Source organism: Bremerella sp. JC817, assembly GCF_040718835.1.
Taxonomy (GTDB): domain Bacteria; phylum Planctomycetota; class Planctomycetia; order Pirellulales; family Pirellulaceae; genus Bremerella.
Map to the genome: position 1 here is coordinate 248,031 of NZ_JBFEFG010000268.1, position 17,579 is coordinate 265,609.

Annotated in this window: 16 protein-coding genes; 7 read left to right on the forward strand and 9 right to left on the reverse strand. The window is 56.9% G+C overall.

Annotated elements, in window-relative coordinates:
• Positions 1-2 precede the first annotated feature (2 nt).
• The gene (locus AB1L30_RS12465; protein WP_367013748.1) at positions 3-479 is read right to left on the reverse strand and encodes a hypothetical protein; all 477 of its coding nucleotides are present in this window, start codon (positions 477-479) and stop codon (positions 3-5) included.
• Positions 480-512: 33 nt separating this feature from the next.
• On the reverse strand, positions 513-1,421 hold the full coding sequence (locus AB1L30_RS12470; protein WP_367013750.1) for a zinc ABC transporter substrate-binding protein: 909 nt from the start codon (positions 1,419-1,421) through the stop codon (positions 513-515).
• A 212-nt stretch (positions 1,422-1,633) separates the two neighbouring features.
• On the opposite strand from AB1L30_RS12470, the gene AB1L30_RS12475 reads away from it, so the two are divergent.
• The 4 genes from AB1L30_RS12475 to AB1L30_RS12490 all read left to right on the forward strand — a co-directional run bounded on the left by AB1L30_RS12475 (position 1,634) and on the right by AB1L30_RS12490 (position 6,723).
• Positions 1,634-3,166, forward strand: a complete 1,533-nt coding sequence (locus tag AB1L30_RS12475) for a PQQ-binding-like beta-propeller repeat protein (RefSeq protein WP_367013751.1) — start codon at positions 1,634-1,636, stop codon at positions 3,164-3,166.
• A 237-nt stretch (positions 3,167-3,403) separates the two neighbouring features.
• Complete coding sequence (locus tag AB1L30_RS12480) at positions 3,404-4,117, forward strand: glycosyltransferase family 2 protein (protein ID WP_367013752.1); 714 nt, start codon at positions 3,404-3,406, stop codon at positions 4,115-4,117.
• On the forward strand, positions 4,114-4,482 hold the full coding sequence (locus AB1L30_RS12485) for a DUF2304 domain-containing protein (RefSeq protein ID WP_367013753.1): 369 nt from the start codon (positions 4,114-4,116) through the stop codon (positions 4,480-4,482). The genes AB1L30_RS12480 and AB1L30_RS12485 overlap by 4 nt, the downstream gene beginning before the upstream one ends.
• Before the next feature lie 102 nt (positions 4,483-4,584).
• The gene (locus tag AB1L30_RS12490) at positions 4,585-6,723 is read left to right on the forward strand and encodes a hypothetical protein (RefSeq protein ID WP_367013754.1); all 2,139 of its coding nucleotides are present in this window, start codon (positions 4,585-4,587) and stop codon (positions 6,721-6,723) included.
• A gap of 48 nt (positions 6,724-6,771) precedes the next feature.
• On the opposite strand, the gene AB1L30_RS12495 is transcribed toward AB1L30_RS12490, so the two are convergent.
• The gene (locus AB1L30_RS12495) at positions 6,772-7,854 is read right to left on the reverse strand and encodes a peptidase (protein ID WP_367013755.1); all 1,083 of its coding nucleotides are present in this window, start codon (positions 7,852-7,854) and stop codon (positions 6,772-6,774) included.
• A gap of 213 nt (positions 7,855-8,067) precedes the next feature.
• Here AB1L30_RS12495 and AB1L30_RS12500 point away from each other — a divergent pair, with 213 nt between their 5' ends.
• From AB1L30_RS12500 to AB1L30_RS12510, 3 genes are all read left to right on the forward strand, one after another.
• Positions 8,068-8,256, forward strand: a complete 189-nt coding sequence (locus AB1L30_RS12500; RefSeq protein ID WP_345085221.1) for a hypothetical protein — start codon at positions 8,068-8,070, stop codon at positions 8,254-8,256.
• Between the two features lie 174 nt (positions 8,257-8,430).
• Entirely contained in the window at positions 8,431-11,427 is a 2,997-nt protein-coding gene (locus AB1L30_RS12505) for a DUF1553 domain-containing protein (protein WP_367013756.1), read from the forward strand.
• Between the two features lie 18 nt (positions 11,428-11,445).
• Positions 11,446-12,840, forward strand: coding sequence for a DUF1501 domain-containing protein (locus AB1L30_RS12510; RefSeq protein ID WP_367013757.1), 1,395 nt, complete (start codon positions 11,446-11,448; stop codon positions 12,838-12,840).
• A 15-nt stretch (positions 12,841-12,855) separates the two neighbouring features.
• On the opposite strand, the gene AB1L30_RS12515 is transcribed toward AB1L30_RS12510, so the two are convergent.
• From AB1L30_RS12515 to AB1L30_RS12540, 6 genes are all read right to left on the reverse strand, one after another.
• Positions 12,856-13,089, reverse strand: a complete 234-nt coding sequence (locus AB1L30_RS12515) for a hypothetical protein (RefSeq protein ID WP_367013758.1) — start codon at positions 13,087-13,089, stop codon at positions 12,856-12,858.
• Between the two features lie 266 nt (positions 13,090-13,355).
• The gene (ndk, locus tag AB1L30_RS12520) at positions 13,356-13,814 is read right to left on the reverse strand and encodes a nucleoside-diphosphate kinase (RefSeq protein WP_345085209.1); all 459 of its coding nucleotides are present in this window, start codon (positions 13,812-13,814) and stop codon (positions 13,356-13,358) included.
• A gap of 79 nt (positions 13,815-13,893) precedes the next feature.
• Positions 13,894-14,220, reverse strand: coding sequence for a hypothetical protein (locus tag AB1L30_RS12525; RefSeq protein ID WP_367013759.1), 327 nt, complete (start codon positions 14,218-14,220; stop codon positions 13,894-13,896).
• Between the two features lie 127 nt (positions 14,221-14,347).
• Positions 14,348-15,583 carry a pitrilysin family protein gene (locus AB1L30_RS12530; protein WP_367013760.1) on the reverse strand — a complete coding sequence of 412 codons (1,236 nt, stop codon included), beginning with the start codon at positions 15,581-15,583 and terminating at the stop codon, positions 14,348-14,350.
• A complete protein-coding gene (locus tag AB1L30_RS12535; RefSeq protein WP_367013761.1) occupies positions 15,558-16,754 on the reverse strand; it encodes a pitrilysin family protein in 1,197 nt (398 codons plus the stop codon). The genes AB1L30_RS12530 and AB1L30_RS12535 overlap by 26 nt, the downstream gene beginning before the upstream one ends.
• Before the next feature lie 173 nt (positions 16,755-16,927).
• A complete protein-coding gene (locus AB1L30_RS12540) occupies positions 16,928-17,473 on the reverse strand; it encodes a GNAT family N-acetyltransferase (RefSeq protein ID WP_367013762.1) in 546 nt (181 codons plus the stop codon).
• Positions 17,474-17,579 lie beyond the last annotated feature (106 nt).

The following is a 17,579-nucleotide window of genomic DNA, read 5'->3' on the forward strand; positions in this document are numbered from 1 at the left end:
CCTTATTGTTCGTTCGATGCCGATGGTTTTACTTCAAAGCCAACTGTCCCGACGACCAAACTATCGGTCGGCGGCGCCCAGAGTGTTTCTGTCTGCAAAGGCTGCTGACCGTCGCCCTTAAAAAGCTGCACATGGACAGCGCGAGGAACGAGCGCCGCGGAATCGGAAGGGCTCATCTCAATCAGAAACTCGTTGCGGCCGGTGGGGAGTTCTAAATCGATCTCTGCTTCGGTGACTTCGCCAGCGGGAATTGGCTGGTTGCCGACCAGCAATTCCTCGCCCTGATAAGTCACTTTAAGCGAGGCAGCTTTCGCCAGTTCTTCGGCGAAAGGATCGACGCCGGCGTCGAAGGTTGCTGAAATGCGGAGGCGATATTCTTGGTTAACGATCGTCTGCAATGGCTGTTCGCTGGGCGCCTGGTTTTCTGCAAGCGTCTGTTGATAGAGCCACGTCGATAAAAGCACGATGGCGGCACTCAAGATGGCGATGACGATTCGCATGGAATGATCGGGTTACTTTAAAGCTTCCACAATGGTGATGACATTTTCTCGCATCATGCCGAGATACGTTTCCCCGGCAGTTCCTGGGGCGCCCATCGAATCGGAGTAAAGTTCGCCTCCGATTCGCACGCCTGCCTCGCGGGCGATCTGCCGTACCATGGTTGGATTGACCGAGGTTTCCACGAAGATCGCTTTCACGCCATGCTCTCGAATCGATTCGATTGTATCGTGGCGTCGCTGCGGTGAGATGCCTGCTCCGACTTCATTGCCGGTCGACCAACCGACAGGCGTGGCTGGCGTGAGACCATAAGCCTGGCAGAAATAATTGAACGCATCGTGGCTGGTGACCAGGACACGTTCTTCAACCGGGATTTTGCTGATCTCGCGAACGATCCAGTTGTTCAGCGCCCGTAGTTGATCGAGATACAACGCGGCCCGGCTACGATATTCATCGGCGTGTTCAGGATCGAGCTCGATGACTGCGTCGCGAATATTGCGGACATACGTCGCTGCGTTCGTGCAAGAGAACCATGCGTGTGGGTCATCCATCGCCTGATCGACGCCAGGGACTTCCAGCGGATTACATCCTTCCACGCACGTTACCAACGGGCGGCCCGTCTGCTCGGCCAGCTTCCGCATCCAGTCGTTGCCTTCCAAATGCCAGCCATTTTCCAGGCACAGATCGGCTGTCGAGACCAACTGGGCGTCGCCAGGCTTCTTTTCGTAGAGATGGGGATCCTGCCCGGCTGCTAAGACCGAATGAACTTCCATCCGATCGCCAACCACTTGTCGCGCGAAGTCGGCGATTTGGGTCGTCGAACAAACAATCACCGGCCGTCGCGCTGAATCTTCCGCGGCCCATCCTAGGGATGGCATTAGCATAACAGCCAGAATTGCGAGGGCAGTTAGTCGAATCAGCATGGATTTGCATCCCCAAATGGACGTTTTTGAGAACCCAAAACCATCATAGATCAAAGATAATCCGAAAACAAGGTGAAATCATTCCCCCCTAAATCGATAGGTTGCAAAAAGTAAGGCATTGGAAACCGAAACAATGCGGCCTGTCGCGGGTTTTAAATTGCAGTAGTGCTGACATCACGCATTGTTCCCCCTCAATCAGCGAGAGAAGCGTCATGAGAAGTTCCTTTGCCCTCGCCGCATTCGCGGCCCTCACCCTCGTGACCAGTGGTGCATCGTCAATTTGGGCTGCTGACAGCGACGACGGCAATTGGGCAAACTGGCGAGGCCCAAACTATGACGGCAGCTCCATGGTGGCCAAGCCACCGGTCGAATGGAGCGAAGAAAAGAACATTGTCTGGAAAGTGGAAGTTCCTGGCAAAGGGAGCGCTTCTCCAGTGATCTGGGGGGACAAACTCTTCCTGCTGACCGCCGTCCCTGTGGAAGGGGCCGAGGATGCCAAGCCGATGGAAGACGGTCCGATGGGGCCTCCGGCTGGCGATCGTGAACCACTGCGCCCGTTGAATCCCCCTGACGCACCTCCGCGGCTCGGTCCCGGCGATCGCCCCGGAGCACCAGGCGGCCCGCAGCGTCCTGAAGGGGAAGCTCGTCCCCGTGGTCCTCGTGGCCCGGGCCAAGGCGGTCCTGGTCGTGGTGGCCCCGGCGGCGGACGCGGCGGTTTCGGCCGCGGTGAAGCCCCAACGACTCCCTTTGATTTCACCGTGATCTGTTTCGACAAGAAGACCGGCGAGAAACTGTGGTCGCAGGTCGCCATACAAGCGGTGCCTCACGAATCGGGTCACAATACCAACACGTTCGCTTCCGGATCGGCGGTGACCAATGGCAAGCTGTTGATCGCGTTCTTCGGTTCGCGTGGAGTGTACTGCTATGACCTGGACGGCAACCTCAAGTGGAAAAAGGATCTTGGCAAGCAGCAAACACGTAATGCGTTCGGCGAAGGCAGCACGCCTGCCTTGTACGAAGACACCCTGATCGTTCCCTGGGATCACGAAGGGGACTCGTACGTGATGGCATTGAATGCCAACACCGGCGAAGAACTGTGGAAGGTGCCTCGCGACGAACCCACGACCTGGTCGACGCCAATCGTGACCGAATTCCAGGGAACCACCCAGGTCATCTTGAACGGCTCGCCGATGGTTCGTAGCTACGACGTGAAAACGGGCAGCCTCCTTTGGGAATGCAGCGGTCAGGCCGCCAATCCAATTGCCACCCCGATCATTTACGATGGCAAAGCAATCTGCATGACCGGCTACCGAGGCTACGCGGTTTACTCGATCAACCTCGATGCGAAGGGCGACGTTAGCAAGAGCGACGATGCGATTGCCTGGAGCCGTTCGGACGTTGGTCCCTACATTGCTTCCGCCACACTGCTGAACGATCGTCTTTACGTGACCAAGTCGCGCGACGGCGTGATCTATTGCCTCGACGCCAAGACAGGCGAAACGATTTACGGTCCAGAGCGTTTGCCGGAAGCCTCGACCCTTTACTCGTCGCTGGTGGGTGCCGACGGCAAGGTCTACGTTTGCGATCGCGATGGCACGACTGTTGTCCTGGACGGCGGACCAGAGTTCAAAGTGCTGGCCACCAACCAGTTGGATGAAGGGATCGACGCGTCGCCAGCGTTGATCGGTTCGCAAATCTTCATCCGAGGCGATAAGCATTTGTACTGCATCGAGCAGGCAAAATAACCGACGCTGACCGTCAAATATGAAGCAACGATGAAGGGCCGCTCACAGGAGTGGCCCTTTTTCTTTACATCTTCCCGAGTCGGTTTCACGCGTTCTTCATAGTGCCTTCATCGTCACTCGAAAGGAGGGAGGGAAAATAAGGAATCTCACCATGATGCCTCGCTGCGAGCAGGGTAGTTCGTGTCGCCAGTCGTCGACGCCGATCCCTTCGTCAGCACCGATTCCTGAGAAACCCTCATGCAGCCAGCGGCCGCTCAGCACCCGTCCAACCACCAACCGAATGTTTGGGTGGTTGTGCCTGCCTATAACGAGGCGGAACGGATCGGCCGGACCATTCAAGGCCTCAGCGGTCACTTCCAAAACATCGTGGTCGTCGACGACGGTTCGAGTGATCGAACGTATGAACGTCTCGAGACGTTGCCGGTCTGGGCCCTGCGTCACCCGATCAATCTAGGTCAAGGTGCAGCCCTGCAAACCGGAATTGATCTGGCGGTGCAGCAAGGTGCCGAGATCATTATTACCTTCGACGCCGACGGTCAGCACGATGTCCATGACCTCGAGCGGCTGATGGAACCGATCCTCGCAGGTCGGGCCGATATTGCCCTTGGGTCACGTTTTCTTGGCAAGGCAGCCGTTAACATGCCTGCCAGTCGTTGGGCGATTTTGAAAATGGGTGTGCTGTTCACCCGCGTCTGTTCGCAAATCAAAGTGACCGACACGCACAATGGTCTGCGAGCGCTGTCTCGCCAGGCAGCCACACAGATTCGCATCACCCAGAACCGGATGGCTCACGCTTCCGAGATCTTGGATCAGATCCAATACCACGGCCTTCGATTTGAAGAAGTCCCGGTCACGATTCATTACAACGACGCCGTTCTGGAAAAAGGACAGCGTAACTCGGCAGCAGTGAAGGTCGCCGCGCAATTTCTGCTGGGGAGGATGGTTCGATGATCTTGTTCCAATGGGGCGCTTTGCTGGTCATCGCGGCCATCTTATTGCTTGAAATCGTCCAGGCATGGCGTCAGCGACGCTTGACCTGGGCAACGTTGACGCGGCTTGCGATCTGGTCCGCAGCGGCCGTTGGTATCAGCTTCCCAGAGATGGTCACGAGATTCGCGAACTCGATCGGCGTCGGTCGTGGTGCCGATGCATTGATCTATTTGGTCACGCTTGCCTTCATCGCAACGACGTTCTACTTCTATTCGCGGTACCTCCGACTGCAGCGGCAGCTTACCGATCTGGCTCGCTACTTGACGATCCAAGAAGCGAAACGCCCTGGCTCGACCCCGTCGGGAAATGTGAATCCGGAAAGCTAGTTCGTGGCGAAGAATAAACAGGGTCTTCCGCAGGCATCCCATACGTCACGCTCCGCGGGTGGATCGGATTGGGTAGAAACACTTCTGCAGCGCCCCACGATCTTGCGGTCAATCCTGATCGTCGCGGTTGTTGTTGCCTACCTGACCTCGTTCTCAGGTGGGTTCGTTTTCGACGATCACCCCCACATTGTTGAGAACCAATCGCTTGGCGATGTGCCCGCGGCGCTGCGTTCGATGACGGCGATTTCGACCCGGCCAGTTACTCGACTGACGTTGGCGCTCAACGTCGCGACATTCGGCAAGCATCCACTGCCGTTCCATATCGTGAACTTGGCCATTCACCTGGTCTCGGTCGTTGTGCTATTCGGACTGGTTCGTCGAAGCGTTTTGCTGCTGAACGAACATAGCCCGACGGGCCTCGACCCGAACCTGGTAGGCTTCATCGCAGCAATTCTTTGGGGACTGCATCCCCTAGGGACGATGGCCGTGACGTACATCATTCAGCGGCATGAATCGTTGATGGCGATGTTCTACTTGCTGGTGCTTTACTGCCTGGTTCGTGGTCGCATGGCCGGCCGAAGCTGGCCCTGGTATCTGGCAGGCATCTTTTCGTGCTGGCTGGGAATGGGGGCGAAAGAAGTGATGGTGACCGCTCCGGTTGCGGCGGTGCTGTTTGATCGAATCATTCTGTCTGATAGGTGGCGGAATCTGTTCCGGAACCGCGGTTGGGTCTACGCGGTGATGATGAGCCCGGCCGTGCTGCTGCTGGTGAAGGTGATTCCGATTCTGCTGAAAGATTCTTCCGGCCAGGCAGGCGTCTTGGGAACATACGAGACCGCGTCGCCGTGGCTTTATTTGTGGACGCAATCAGGCGTCATTTTGCATTACTTGCGGTTAGCGGTCTGGCCTGACTATTTGACCTTTGACTACGACTGGCCGGTGGCGAGTAGCATTTGGGAATACCTTCCATCAACGCTGGCAGTGGTGACACTACTAGGTGGTTCGCTGTGGTATTTGTGGCGTGGTAACCCACTCGGACTTGTCGCATTCTTGTTCTTCTTGATTCTGGCGCCGACATCGAGCGTCGTGCCGATCATCGATGTTGCCTTCGAGCATCGAATGTACCTCCCACTCGCTTGCCTGAGCACGCTGGCTGCGGTTGGAATGTGCTACGCCATTGCTTGGTGGAAAGCTTCGGAGTCCATCGCGCGCCAGCATAGCTTGGTGCTTCTACTGACGGTCGGTCTTTCCCTGGGGCTCGGTCTGCGAACCCTCCAGCGGAATCTCGACTACCGAGATGAGATCGCCTTGTGGACTTCTGTCGTCGAATCGCGGCCGATGAATCTGCGAGCGAACCACAATCTGGTGAACTATCTTCGCGCCGAAGGACGGTCGGCCGAGGCGGAAGCACTTCTGAAGCAGTCGATCGCTTGGTGCCAACAGCATGGCTACGAAACCTTCCCGCTCGAGGCCGACCTTGCCGAGTTGTATGTCTACGAAGGAGCTGCGGACCTGGCCTTGCGGCAGTTTCAAGTCGCAATCGACTCCGCGACCACACAGTCAGAAAAGCTCAGTCCCTATCGGCAACAAGTCCGCGATCGTCAGCAAGCCGAGCTGCATACCAGCTATGGAGCCCTGCTCGACATGGTGGGACGGCCTGCGGACGCCGCCGTTCAATTCGATCTGGCGATCCAGCTTCGCCCCGACGTGTCACACTGGTATGCCTTGGCCGGTGATGCCCACCGTAAATCAGGCAATGTCGACTTGGCTTTCCAGCGATGGAGGCACGCGGTCGAGGCCGACAAGTCGATGTTTCAGGTTGCTCGGGATTACGGAATGCTACTGGCCGCGGCAGGCCGATACGATGAAGCGGTTCCTTATTTGGAATCGAGTGTCCGCAAGGACCATGACGACGTGGCGGCTGCGTACCAACTGATCCGAATCCAGGCCGCCGCACCCAGCGATGAACTTCGTCAGCCAGAAGTCGCCCTGACATCAAGCTTGAATCTTCAGAAGCAGTTCCCGCAGCATCAACGGGAACTTCGCGAAGTCGAAGCGATGGCGTTGAGTCAGCTGGGCCGCTTTGACGAGGCCAATTCAATCCTGCAGTCGCTAATCCTGGAGGCCTCGAACAACGATTCCGCCACGCGGGAAAGACTCCAGCAGCAGCTTGCCGTCGTGCAGAAGCAGCAACCCATTCGTCTGACACGAAAAAGCCCGGTCACGACGGCGAGTCGATAACCGGGCTGATTGTGTCACGATCGATGGTCTTACTAACTTCAGCAGAGCCTAGGTCAAACGCTTTAGCTTACTGACGCGGCCCGTGGCGACCCATTCCGCGACGAAGATATCGCCTTCAGGGCCGAAGCAGGCATCGTGCGGGTGGACGAACTTGCCTTCCAGCCAGTTATCCGGCTGGTTACGAATTTTGCCGTCTGCCTTGATGCGATCGACGTCGGCACCAAGCTGTGCGAGAACGTTGTAGTCTTTGTCGATGATCGAAAGTCGCGCCTGAAGTTCCGGCACGATCATCCAGTCGTTCCACGTATCGAGATTGGCAGGCAGACCGAAACCGCTGACGGTCTTTTCATAGCTGCCATCGGCCGCAAACACCTGAAGGGTATGGTGAGCGCGATCGCAGACCACCGTCTTTGGATTCTCCGCATCGCGTTTGTCGATCCAGATGCCGTGGGGCGTGGCGAAGGTTCCTTTGCCGTCGCCAGGACCGCCGAACTTCGACTTCCAGTTGCCATCTTTGTCGTAGTGATGGACAAAGAACGAGCCGTATCCGTCGGCCAGGTAGAAGTCGCCGTTGTCGAGAAAGGCGAAGTTCGTCGGCATGAAGCGATCGCGTCCCCATACCTTCTTCGGATCTTTCGCTTCCCCTTCGGCATAGATGCCCGATTCCATCGGGGCGTACTTCTGCCAGACCGTTTCGCCGGCGAGCGTCAGTTTGGCGAACGACTTCACCTGCTGGTAAGCACACACGTAGAGGAACTCTTCGTTCCCCTCTTTGCGAACTTCAATGCCGTGACCGCCCCCTTGGAATTGTTCGCCGAATGCCCGAATGAACTTTCCCTGATTGTCGAAGACGAAGATCGAAGGATGATCTTTCAGGTTCTCGCGACCTTCGTGGATCACGTACAGGTTCTGTTGGCTGTCGACTGCCACATTATGGGTGGTTTGCCAATGGTGCTTATCGGGTAGTTGGGGCCAGTTGTGTTGAATTTCGAACTCGTATCCATCGGGTCCGATGACCATCTTCGAGCCTGATTTATCCGAGGCTCGAACGGCTGGGGCCGAGAACATTCCGGTTGCTGCGGTCAGGGCAAGAGAGGTTCCTGCCAAGATCGCTTCGCGGCGGTTAGGCATGACGTAGACTTCATTAGAGGGGGAAGAGAACCGTCGGCAGGGTAGCCAGGACGCGGCCCTTTTTGGGCAGGAAGTGACGATATTGCTTGTTCTACGCCCAATTTGCTCCTCGGGCAACTACTTTCTCCCAAACAGTTACGTGCACAATGATTGCACTGCACTACCTTCCCAATTATCCTAAACTCCTCAATCGGGAATCCAGGAAACCTCGTCATGCAAGATTTGTTGCTCCTTCTACTTTCGATGATCGCCTTTGCCGGCGGATTTCCCGGGGCATGGTGGGTAGCTGACAAGCAGCGACCTGACAACGCCATCGGTATCTTCTTTGGCACACTCGGCCTATTGCTGGTGGGTGGCGCTGGCCTGTTCGGTGTGGTCATTCTGGCCGCTAAACAGTTCTAATTTCTATCGACGAAGCGCAGTAGCTCTTCCTGCTGCGCCCGATTCTTGCTTGAAGTGCAGCTTCGAGACTGCTAGGCTGGATATTCCTGCCCGATCTGCCAATTGCTGAATTGGCGCTACTATCTCGAACTCAACCTTCGGCCAACCATGTTCTCTTGCCTTCCTCGAGCCTGGATGCTGATCGCACTGGTCGGGTTATCAGCGATGCTGCCAACCTTTGCGTATGCGGAAGATGAAGTCGACTTTGCGACTCAGATTCGTCCCATCTTGTCGGACCGCTGCTTCCACTGTCATGGCCCTGATGCCGAAGGCCGCGCTGCGGACCTGAGGCTGGATGTTGAAGACGCTGCCCACGACTACGCGATTGTCCCTGGTGAGCCGGAGAACAGCGAAGCGTTCCTTCGTATGACGGCCGAAGATGTTTCGGAGCGGATGCCGCCCGTCGATTCCAACCTGAAGCTCTCGGCCGACGAGATTGAACTCTTGCGCCGCTGGATTGCTCAGGGAGCCAAGTACGATCAGCACTGGGCCTTTAAACGCATCGAGAAACCCGCCGTTCCCGAAATTGCCGACGACAACTGGTCCCGCAACGAAATCGACAAGTTCGTCCTGGCCCGGTTAAAGAAGGAAGGCCTACAGCCGAATCCGGCGGCCGAGCCTTGGCGACAGTTGCGACGGTTGACGTTCGATCTGAATGGCTTGCCTCCCACGCTAGAAGAACTTGATCAGTTCGAGGCCGACCCCAGCGAAGCGAACTACGGCGCCACGGTTGATCGGCTGCTCGCTTCGCCTCGCTTTGGAGAACGGCTGGCGGCCGAGTGGCTCGACGCGGCTCGCTATAGCGATACGTACGGCTACCAGGTCGATCGCGAACGCTTCGTTTGGCCGTGGCGCGACTGGGTGATTCGATCGTTGAACGCGAACATGCCTTACGATCAATTCATCACCCAGCAAATCGCAGGCGACCTCCTTCCGGACGCGACGAAAGAGACGATTCTCGCGACGACCTTCTGTCGGCTTCATCCCCAAAAGGTCGAAGGGGGAAGTATCCCGGAAGAATTCCGCGTTGAATACGTCGCGGATCGTAGTCAGACGGTGGCGACTGCCTTCCTTGGGCTGACCATGGAATGCTGCCGTTGTCACGACCATAAGTACGACCCGCTCAGCCAGCGCGAGTACTATCAGATGTTCGCGTTCTTCAATAGCATCGACGAAGCAGGGCTGTATTCGTACTTCACGCCTGCGATTCCAACGCCAACCATGCTGCTGACCGACGAGAAGCAGACAGCGAATCTCGAACATCTCGATCAGCAGGTGCGCGATCTCGAAACGGCGCTTGCCGATCATCTTAAGTCCGCACCGATGCGAACGAATTTCGATGTTGCGAGGCCGCACGCCATCGAAACGCTGACGTTCGACGAAGGGAACGTGGGAAACAACTCGGCCATCATCGGCAAGCAAGGCCAAGGTATTCGTCTGACCGGTGACGACGCAGTGAATCTGTCGCAGGGAAATTTTCAACGCCACCAGCCATTCTCGGTTTCACTCTGGATGAAGACGCCGGATCGGAAAGACCGGGCCGTGATCTTTCATCGTTCGCGGGCATGGACCGATGCCGCCAGTCGCGGGTACGAACTGCTGCTGGAAGATGCGAAGCTGAAATGGTCCCTCATTCACTTCTGGCCTGGCAACGCGATCAGTATTCAGGCCAAGCAAGAGTTTCCGCTGAATACCTGGCAGCAAGTCGTCGTCACGTACGATGGCTCGAGCAAGGCGAGCGGCCTGAAGATTTACGTCGAAGGTGTTCCCGTTGAAGTCGATGTCGTCCGCGATCAGTTGACCAAGCAGATCACCGGCGGCGGCCACGATCATATCGCGATTGGCGAACGGTTCCGCGACCGGGGCTTCAAACAGGGAGAAGTCGATGAGTTCGCCCTGTACGACAAGTGCTTAACGCCTGCGGAAGTGTCCGTGCTTCAAGACGATCGTCCCAGTCCGGAAGCCGTTTCCGAGTATGTTGCCTGGAAGCTTGACGAAGTCTCGCTTGGTCTGCAGCAGCAACTGGCTGATGCTCGTCAGGCCCGGAACAAGGCATACGATCAAGCCAAAGAAATCATGGTCATGCGCGAGCTCGACGAGCCTCGGCCAACGTTCTTATTGGCTCGCGGATCGTACGATGCCCCGGCCGATCCGGTGAGTCCGATGACGCCATCCGCTTTGCCACCTTTCAACGAGCAATGGCCAACGAATCGATTGGGCCTGGCTCAATGGATTGTGGATCGAGAGAACCCACTCACGGCGCGAGTTGCGGTGAATCGCTACTGGCAATTGCTGATGGGGGATGGTCTGGTGCGGACGCCGGAAGACTTCGGCAGCCAAGGCAGCCCGCCGACATATCCGCAACTGCTCGATTGGCTGGCCGCCGATTTCATCGAGCATGGTTGGGATGTCAAACGACTGCTGCGGCAGATCGTGACGAGCGCAACCTATCAACAGGCGTCGACGGCTTCGGCTGACAAGCTCCAGCGAGATCCCGAGAATCGTTTGCTGGCTCGCGGAAGCAAGTTCCGCATGTCGGCTGAAATGGTTCGGGACAACGCGCTGGCGACGAGTGGCCTGCTGGTCGAACAAATCGGTGGAGCCCCAGCCAAGCCGTATGAAGTATCAAGCTCGTTCAAGCCGGTCGGGCACGATCATGGTAACGGGCTCTATCGTCGTTCGCTCTATACCTTTTGGCAGCGGACCAGTCCGGCGCCAGCGATGATGACCTTCGACGCCTCCAAGCGAGACGTCTGTCAGTTGAAGCGAGAACGAACGTCGTCGCCGCTTCAAGCCTTGGTACTGCTCAATGGACCGCAATATGTCGAGGCAGCCAAGATGTTGGCGGCTTCAGTGCTGCAATCGAGTGAATCAGAAGCGAGTGAAGTTCAGATTCAAAAGGTCTTTCGCCTGCTGACCAGCCGGAACGCGACTACTGAAGAGATGGCGATCCTGACGCAATTATTCCAAGAACAACAAGAACACTTCGCCGCCCATCCCGATCAGATCGGTCAGCTATTGGGGGCGGGAGAAGCGAAGGTGCCTGAGAAGCTCGATCCAACGACGTTAGCGGCCCTCACGGTGGTGGCCAACATGGTGATGAACTTCGATGGCTGCGTGACGCGTCGCTAGGAAGGACCTCGAATCGCAATGATTACACGTCGACAACTGCTGCAATCGAGTGCGTGGGGCTTCGGTGGACTCGCTCTGGGCCAAATGCTGTCCCAGGACGCGGCTGCCTCGGAAGGTATCCTGTCGCAGCTCCACCACACGCCCAAGGCGAAACGGGTCATCTTTCTGTTTCAAGCCGGTGGGCCATCGCAGCTCGATCTGTTCGATCACAAGCCGCTGCTGAACCAGAAGCATGGCGAGCAGTTGCCTGATTCGATTCGCGGCGAACAGCGCTTGACCGGGATGAGCGGCAACCAGTCGAGCATTCCGTTGGCAGGTTCACCGTTCAAATTTGCTCAGCATGGCCAATCGGGCGCGAGCATCAGTGAATTGATGCCGCATACGGCTAAGGTGGTCGACGATATCAGTATTATTCGCTCGGTCCATACCGAAGCGATCAATCACGGGCCGGGCGTTACCTACATACAAACCGGTTCGCAGATTCCTGGCCGGCCCTGTATTGGCTCTTGGCTCAGCTATGGGCTGGGAAGCGAGAACGAGAATCTGCCGGGCTTCGTCGTGTTGGTGACGAAAGAGAAGGGGGGACAGCCACTCGCAGCGAGGCTCTGGGGCAATGGCTTCCTGCCGTCTCACCATCAGGGAGTTCAGTTTCGGAGCGGCGGCGATCCGGTTCTCTACTTGAACAGTCCCAACGGAATCGACCGAACGAGTCGTGAGAAGGCGCTGGCGAGTCTCGACCAACTTCATCGGCTGCAGCCCTCCGATTCGATCGTTGACACACGAATCCGTCAGTACGAACTGGCATTCCGGATGCAGGCCTCGATTCCCGAGGTCACCAATCTGACATCGGAACCGCAGCATGTTTTAGACATGTACGGTCCCGATGCGAGTAACCCGGGCACCTTCGCGGCGAACTGCCTACTAGCCCGGCGTCTGGCCGAGCAGAACGTGCGATTCATTCAGCTTTATCACCAAGAGTGGGATCACCATGGCGGCTTGCCAGGGGCGATTCGCAAACAGTGTAAAGAAACAGATCAACCTGCCGCGGCGCTCATTCAAGACTTGAAACAGCGGGGTATGCTGGATGAGACGCTCGTGATCTGGGGGGGCGAGTTCGGCCGCACGAACTACTGCCAAGGCAAGCTCGGGGCGAACAACTTCGGCCGCGATCATCATGGACGCTGCTTCACCGTCTGGATGGCTGGCGGTGGCATCAAGGGAGGCATGACGCTAGGCGCTACCGACGACTATGGGTTTAACATCACCGAGAATCCGGTTCACATCCACGACCTTCAAGCGACGATCATGCATGTAATGGGGATCGATCACGAGAGGCTAACCTTCCGGCATCAGGGACGCGCCTTCCGGCTGACCGATGTTCATGGTCATGTCGTGAAACCGATTCTGACTTAGCCTGGCGACTAGTCTTTAGACGTTGTTACGATTGCCAACCCAGACTTCGAGCAAATAAGCCACGCCAAAGGTCAAGAAGTAGACGGCAAGGACAGCAATGAAGAAAATGCCTTCATACGCTTTGTTGCTCGACGCAAACGGATTCACGACCATGGTCAGCAGCAGCATCGGAATGAAAAGCAGCATCGACAACACAGGTGCGTAGTATCGCTTCGATTCGGTCGGGGCTAGGTGTCGGTTGTCTCTCATCTTCTGAACCCTTTACGGCAGCCCTTGCCCTGGACCAGGGTTTCTACCGAAGTTCCATTTCGGCTGCCTCTATATAGAAAACGTTCAACGAGCCGGCACGCGTCGCTGGCAGAAGCATTCGTGGTACGGTCATTTTGCCGTAAAGCGACACCGATCGCGCCGTCTATAGCGATTGTATCGGCGCATGAAAAAGGAACCGCTGGATGAGCGGTTCCTTTGATATTGGCTTCGAGCAGACCGAAAAACGGTACTGCTGGCGATCGCGATTACTCGTCGTCGGCTCGCATCCAAGGGGTCAGAACAGGAGCGTAGTCCAGGACTTCTTCAGCCTGGAAGTAGAGATCGATTTCACGCGAGGCGGCGTCGGGGCCGTCCGAAGCGTGAACCAGGTTCATCTGGCGGCTGCTGCTGAAGTCGCCACGGATCGTACCGGCGGCAGCCTTCAAACCACTGGTGGCACCCAGCATGTCGCGAACAACCTGAATGGCTTCGAGACCTTCCAGCACCATGGCGACCACTGGGGCGGCGGTGATGAAGGCTTCCAGGCCAGGATAGAATGGCTTGCTGACGTGTTCGGCGTAGTGCTGCTTGGCGAGATCCGGGGTAATGCGGATCAGCTTCATCGCCACAATGTTGAGGCCCTTGTCCTCGAAACGGCCGATGATGCGACCAATCAGACGTCGTTCGACACAGTCAGGCTTCAACAGAACCAGCGTACGTTGCATTGCTTCAAACTCCAGGGACAGTAGTGAGAAGGCGGATTCTAGCGAATTCGCGCAACGTCCTCAACCAGGAGTGCCGCAACTACCGGGGAACTTCACCAGAGATTGGCCGAGCCAAGGTCGGCGAACCAACGCCGTAAAATGCCTGTTTGGGCAGTGCCGGGGTGGGCGTTGGGATCTCGATCACTTCGTTGGGCACGACCTGAACCGGATAGTAAGGCTGGTAGGTCGAAAGCCGCTGTTCGTGGTGGGTCGGGCGATTCCAGGCATCACCCTTCGAGTGGTAGCCGTCGCTCCAAAACTCACCGAAAAATCGCATCACGCCATTCCAACCAGCCTGGGCTGGGGCTGGGACCAGGATCGAACCCACCAGCAGAAAGGCGACCGTCAAGTTGATTGCACGCGACACGATACCGTACTCCGTTCCGAGATTTGCTTCGTACTAACGGTCTTATTCGACCGACTGCTGGCAGTGCCAGCACGCAAATCACGTTGAGGAGCCGATTTCAGCCGATCCGTTCGATCGGCTGGTGCGGCTAGGGAAGCTGTAGCGACGAAAGTGGACCGACAGCGGTCGTCGATGTCTTTCGCAGGTCGTACATTTCGAGCAACTGACCGATGTCGTCCAGCTGCACGTTCTGATAAGCCTCGACGGTCTCTTTGACCGTTTTCAGGCTCTTCCGCTGGGTCCAGCTGGAGCCAACGGAAAACAACCGGCTGGATGGCCGTTCGCTCCGGAGAACCACGTGCGAACAGACCTTGTTCTTGGCCTGATCGAGTTCTTTCTGAGTGACGCCACCGGTCATCAGCTTTTCAACTTCATGCTGCACGACGTCGAGAACCCGCTGCGCATCCTGAGGAGCACAGCAGACGTAGTTCATCATCACGCCACAGCCCTGGAACTCGTACGATTCCATCGCGGCGAATTCAGCCAGGCCTGGGTCGACCAGTTCCCAGAAGAATCGGCTGCCGACGTCATCTCCCATGATCGTCGCCAGCAGACGAGCCGCGTAGCGATTGGGATCTTCCGAGCCAGGCGATTCGGCCAACTGGATAATGTACTGCTGGATCGAGGTCTCTTTGGTGACGAACTGGAAGTTCGACTGACCGACAGGTCGGACCGTGTTCCGGCTGACGTCGTACCTCTTCCAGTCGCCGCAAAGCTGATTGGCTTGTTCGATCAGGGCATCGAAGTCGACGTTTCCGGTAGCGACCAGCGTCATGTTGGTTGGGCTGTAACGCTGCTCGAAGTACGACATCATCTGCTGCTGGCTGAGCGCGCCGACCGACTCTTGCGTTCCGAGCACGCTGTTGCCGAGTGGATGCGAACCAAACCAGGCAGCCATGCTCTTTTCATGACCACCGTAGGGCGGTTGATCGTCGTACTTCATGATCTCTTCGAGGATCACCTTCTTCTCGGTGTCGAAATCCTCTTGCCGCAGAGTGGGCCGCATGATGTCGGCCAGCAAATCGACGATCTGGTTTTGCAATTCGGGAAGGACGACGGCGTAATAGACCGTTTGCTCTTCGCTAGTGAACGCGTTCGATTGAGCGCCCAACTCGTCGAGTTCGCGGTTGACGTCTTCCGCCGATCGACGCGCGGTTCCTTTGAACACCATGTGTTCGAGGAAGTGGCTCACGCCAGCGACTTCGTCCGATTCATCGCGCGAACCGGTCTTCACGAAAAACGCCGTGGCCAGCGAATAGGCATTCGGATTGACTTCGGCGACAATCTCCAAGCCGTTATCAAGCGTCGCTTGACGAAATTCCACTCGGAACCTCCAATCTCTTTGCACCGATGGTCGTTACCCGATAATTCTTCGGCGGGTTTGCCGCGACATAGGCATTGATCGTTTCGACCGTAATGCCGTCGACGATCGCTTCCAATTCGTCCATCTTGCGGATTCGTCCGAGATGGTACCAATCGGCCGCCAGCGACGATGCCCGCGAGGAACTCGATTCCTGCTGCATGACGATCCCGCTCTTGAATCGTGCCTTCAGTCGCGTCAGTTCATCCTGACGAACGCCCTTCGGCAGATCGTTGAATTGCTCGATCATCACGTCGAGCGTCTCTTGAGCCCGTTCGGTGCTGGTCCCGGCGTACGCCAGAACGGCACCTTGCGTCTTGAGTGAATTGCATGAGGCATAAACCGTATAGCACAGCCCACGCTTCTCGCGAACTTCGCTGAACAACCGCGAGCTCATCCCGTCGCTCATGATGCCAATCGCGGCACGTGCCTGGTAAAAGTCCGGGCTCGAAACGGGAATCCCTTCAAAGCCCAGGCCGACATGCGTCTGGCTCGATTCAAACGGAATATGGACATATTCAGGGAGCTTCGACCCCAAGAAGTTCTTCTGGCCAGGGCTCGACTTCCAGTTGCCAAACAGGGCGGCGATCTCGTCGCGAAGCTGGTTCCAGTCGAAGTTACCGGCGACGGAAATGATGGTCTCGTTTGGGCGGATCCAGGTATCGAAGTAGGACTTCGCGCCTGATTCTGTCAGCGACTCGACCGAGGCCAACGTTCCGGTCGGGTGCCAACCCCAAGGGTCGGCATACATCTGCCGACGCAAGCTGAGCATTGCTTGTTGGTGCAGGTCATCTTCCAAGGCTCGCAGCTCTTGGAAGCACACCTGTTTGGCGTCTTCAAATTCGTCCGCCAGAAAATGAGGCCGCAAGATTAAGTCGGCATAGAGACCCAGCGTTGGCCTCAAATTGCCAGCGAGAAGGGCCCCACTGAAGTTCAAGTGACTGCTGGAAACGCCGCCGCCGCGAGCAACGCCCAGGTTATCGAGCGCTTCGACGAACTGCCGGCTATCAAATTGTCCGCAGCCGCGCTGCATCCAGTCGCACAGCAGATTGGCAACGCCTCGATTTGACTCTTCTTCTCGCTGTACGCCTGCCGGAATAGCAATCGAAAATGCTGCCGATTGCAGCCAGGGCATGGACTCCGCGAGGAGGGTCAATCCGTTGTCGAAGCTCTCGGAGTAGATGGTCGAACGCACGTTTTTGCCGTCGCTTCCCGCTGTTGCAAGGGTGTTCGGAAGGAGTTACCTCGATGGGCCAATCCCCGATTAAAACGGCCGGAACATTTCCCTACAAGACCCAGTCTGACTGGTTAGGCCTGGGTGGTGGTTTGGACGGCGCCCATTTCCACCGCTTTATAGACAGTGGAGGCGATCCGAAAACCAAGCCGCTGATAGAGCCGAATTGCACCCAGGTTCTGCGAAGTGACTTCCAGGGAAGCCTTGGGCATCTCGTGGTCGCGGAAACCGTGGAGTGCACGTAGTAGCAGCACCGCACCGATTCCCATCCCACGAAATCCAGGGATCACCCCCAGATTCTGAATCGAACCATTTCCTTCACGATCTCGGACACCTTGAATGGTGGCGACGGGTCGCCAGTCACCCATTTGCGGATCGTCAAACTCTACCATCCAGGTTGCCGCTGGCAGAAAGCCATCCCGCATCGAAATCTCGCGCATCAGGCGGAAGCAGCCTTCCGCATCCCCCAGACAGGGAAAGACGTTGGCATCGACCTCGAATCGAAAGCTCTGGAACTTCACCTCTGCGTGCCGCTTGAGAATCTCGGCCGACCATGGCACCAGCCGATATCCGACCGGTAACGGCGGTTCTTCGGGGAGATCTTGCAGTGAGATCTCCATGCGGAATCTTTTGAAGTAAGTAAGCGCCACTGGCTCTATTTCCAGGAGAAGTCACGCGCGAAAAAGTACGCTCTCGAAGTTCTATCTTAGCTCTTTTTTGAGCAAA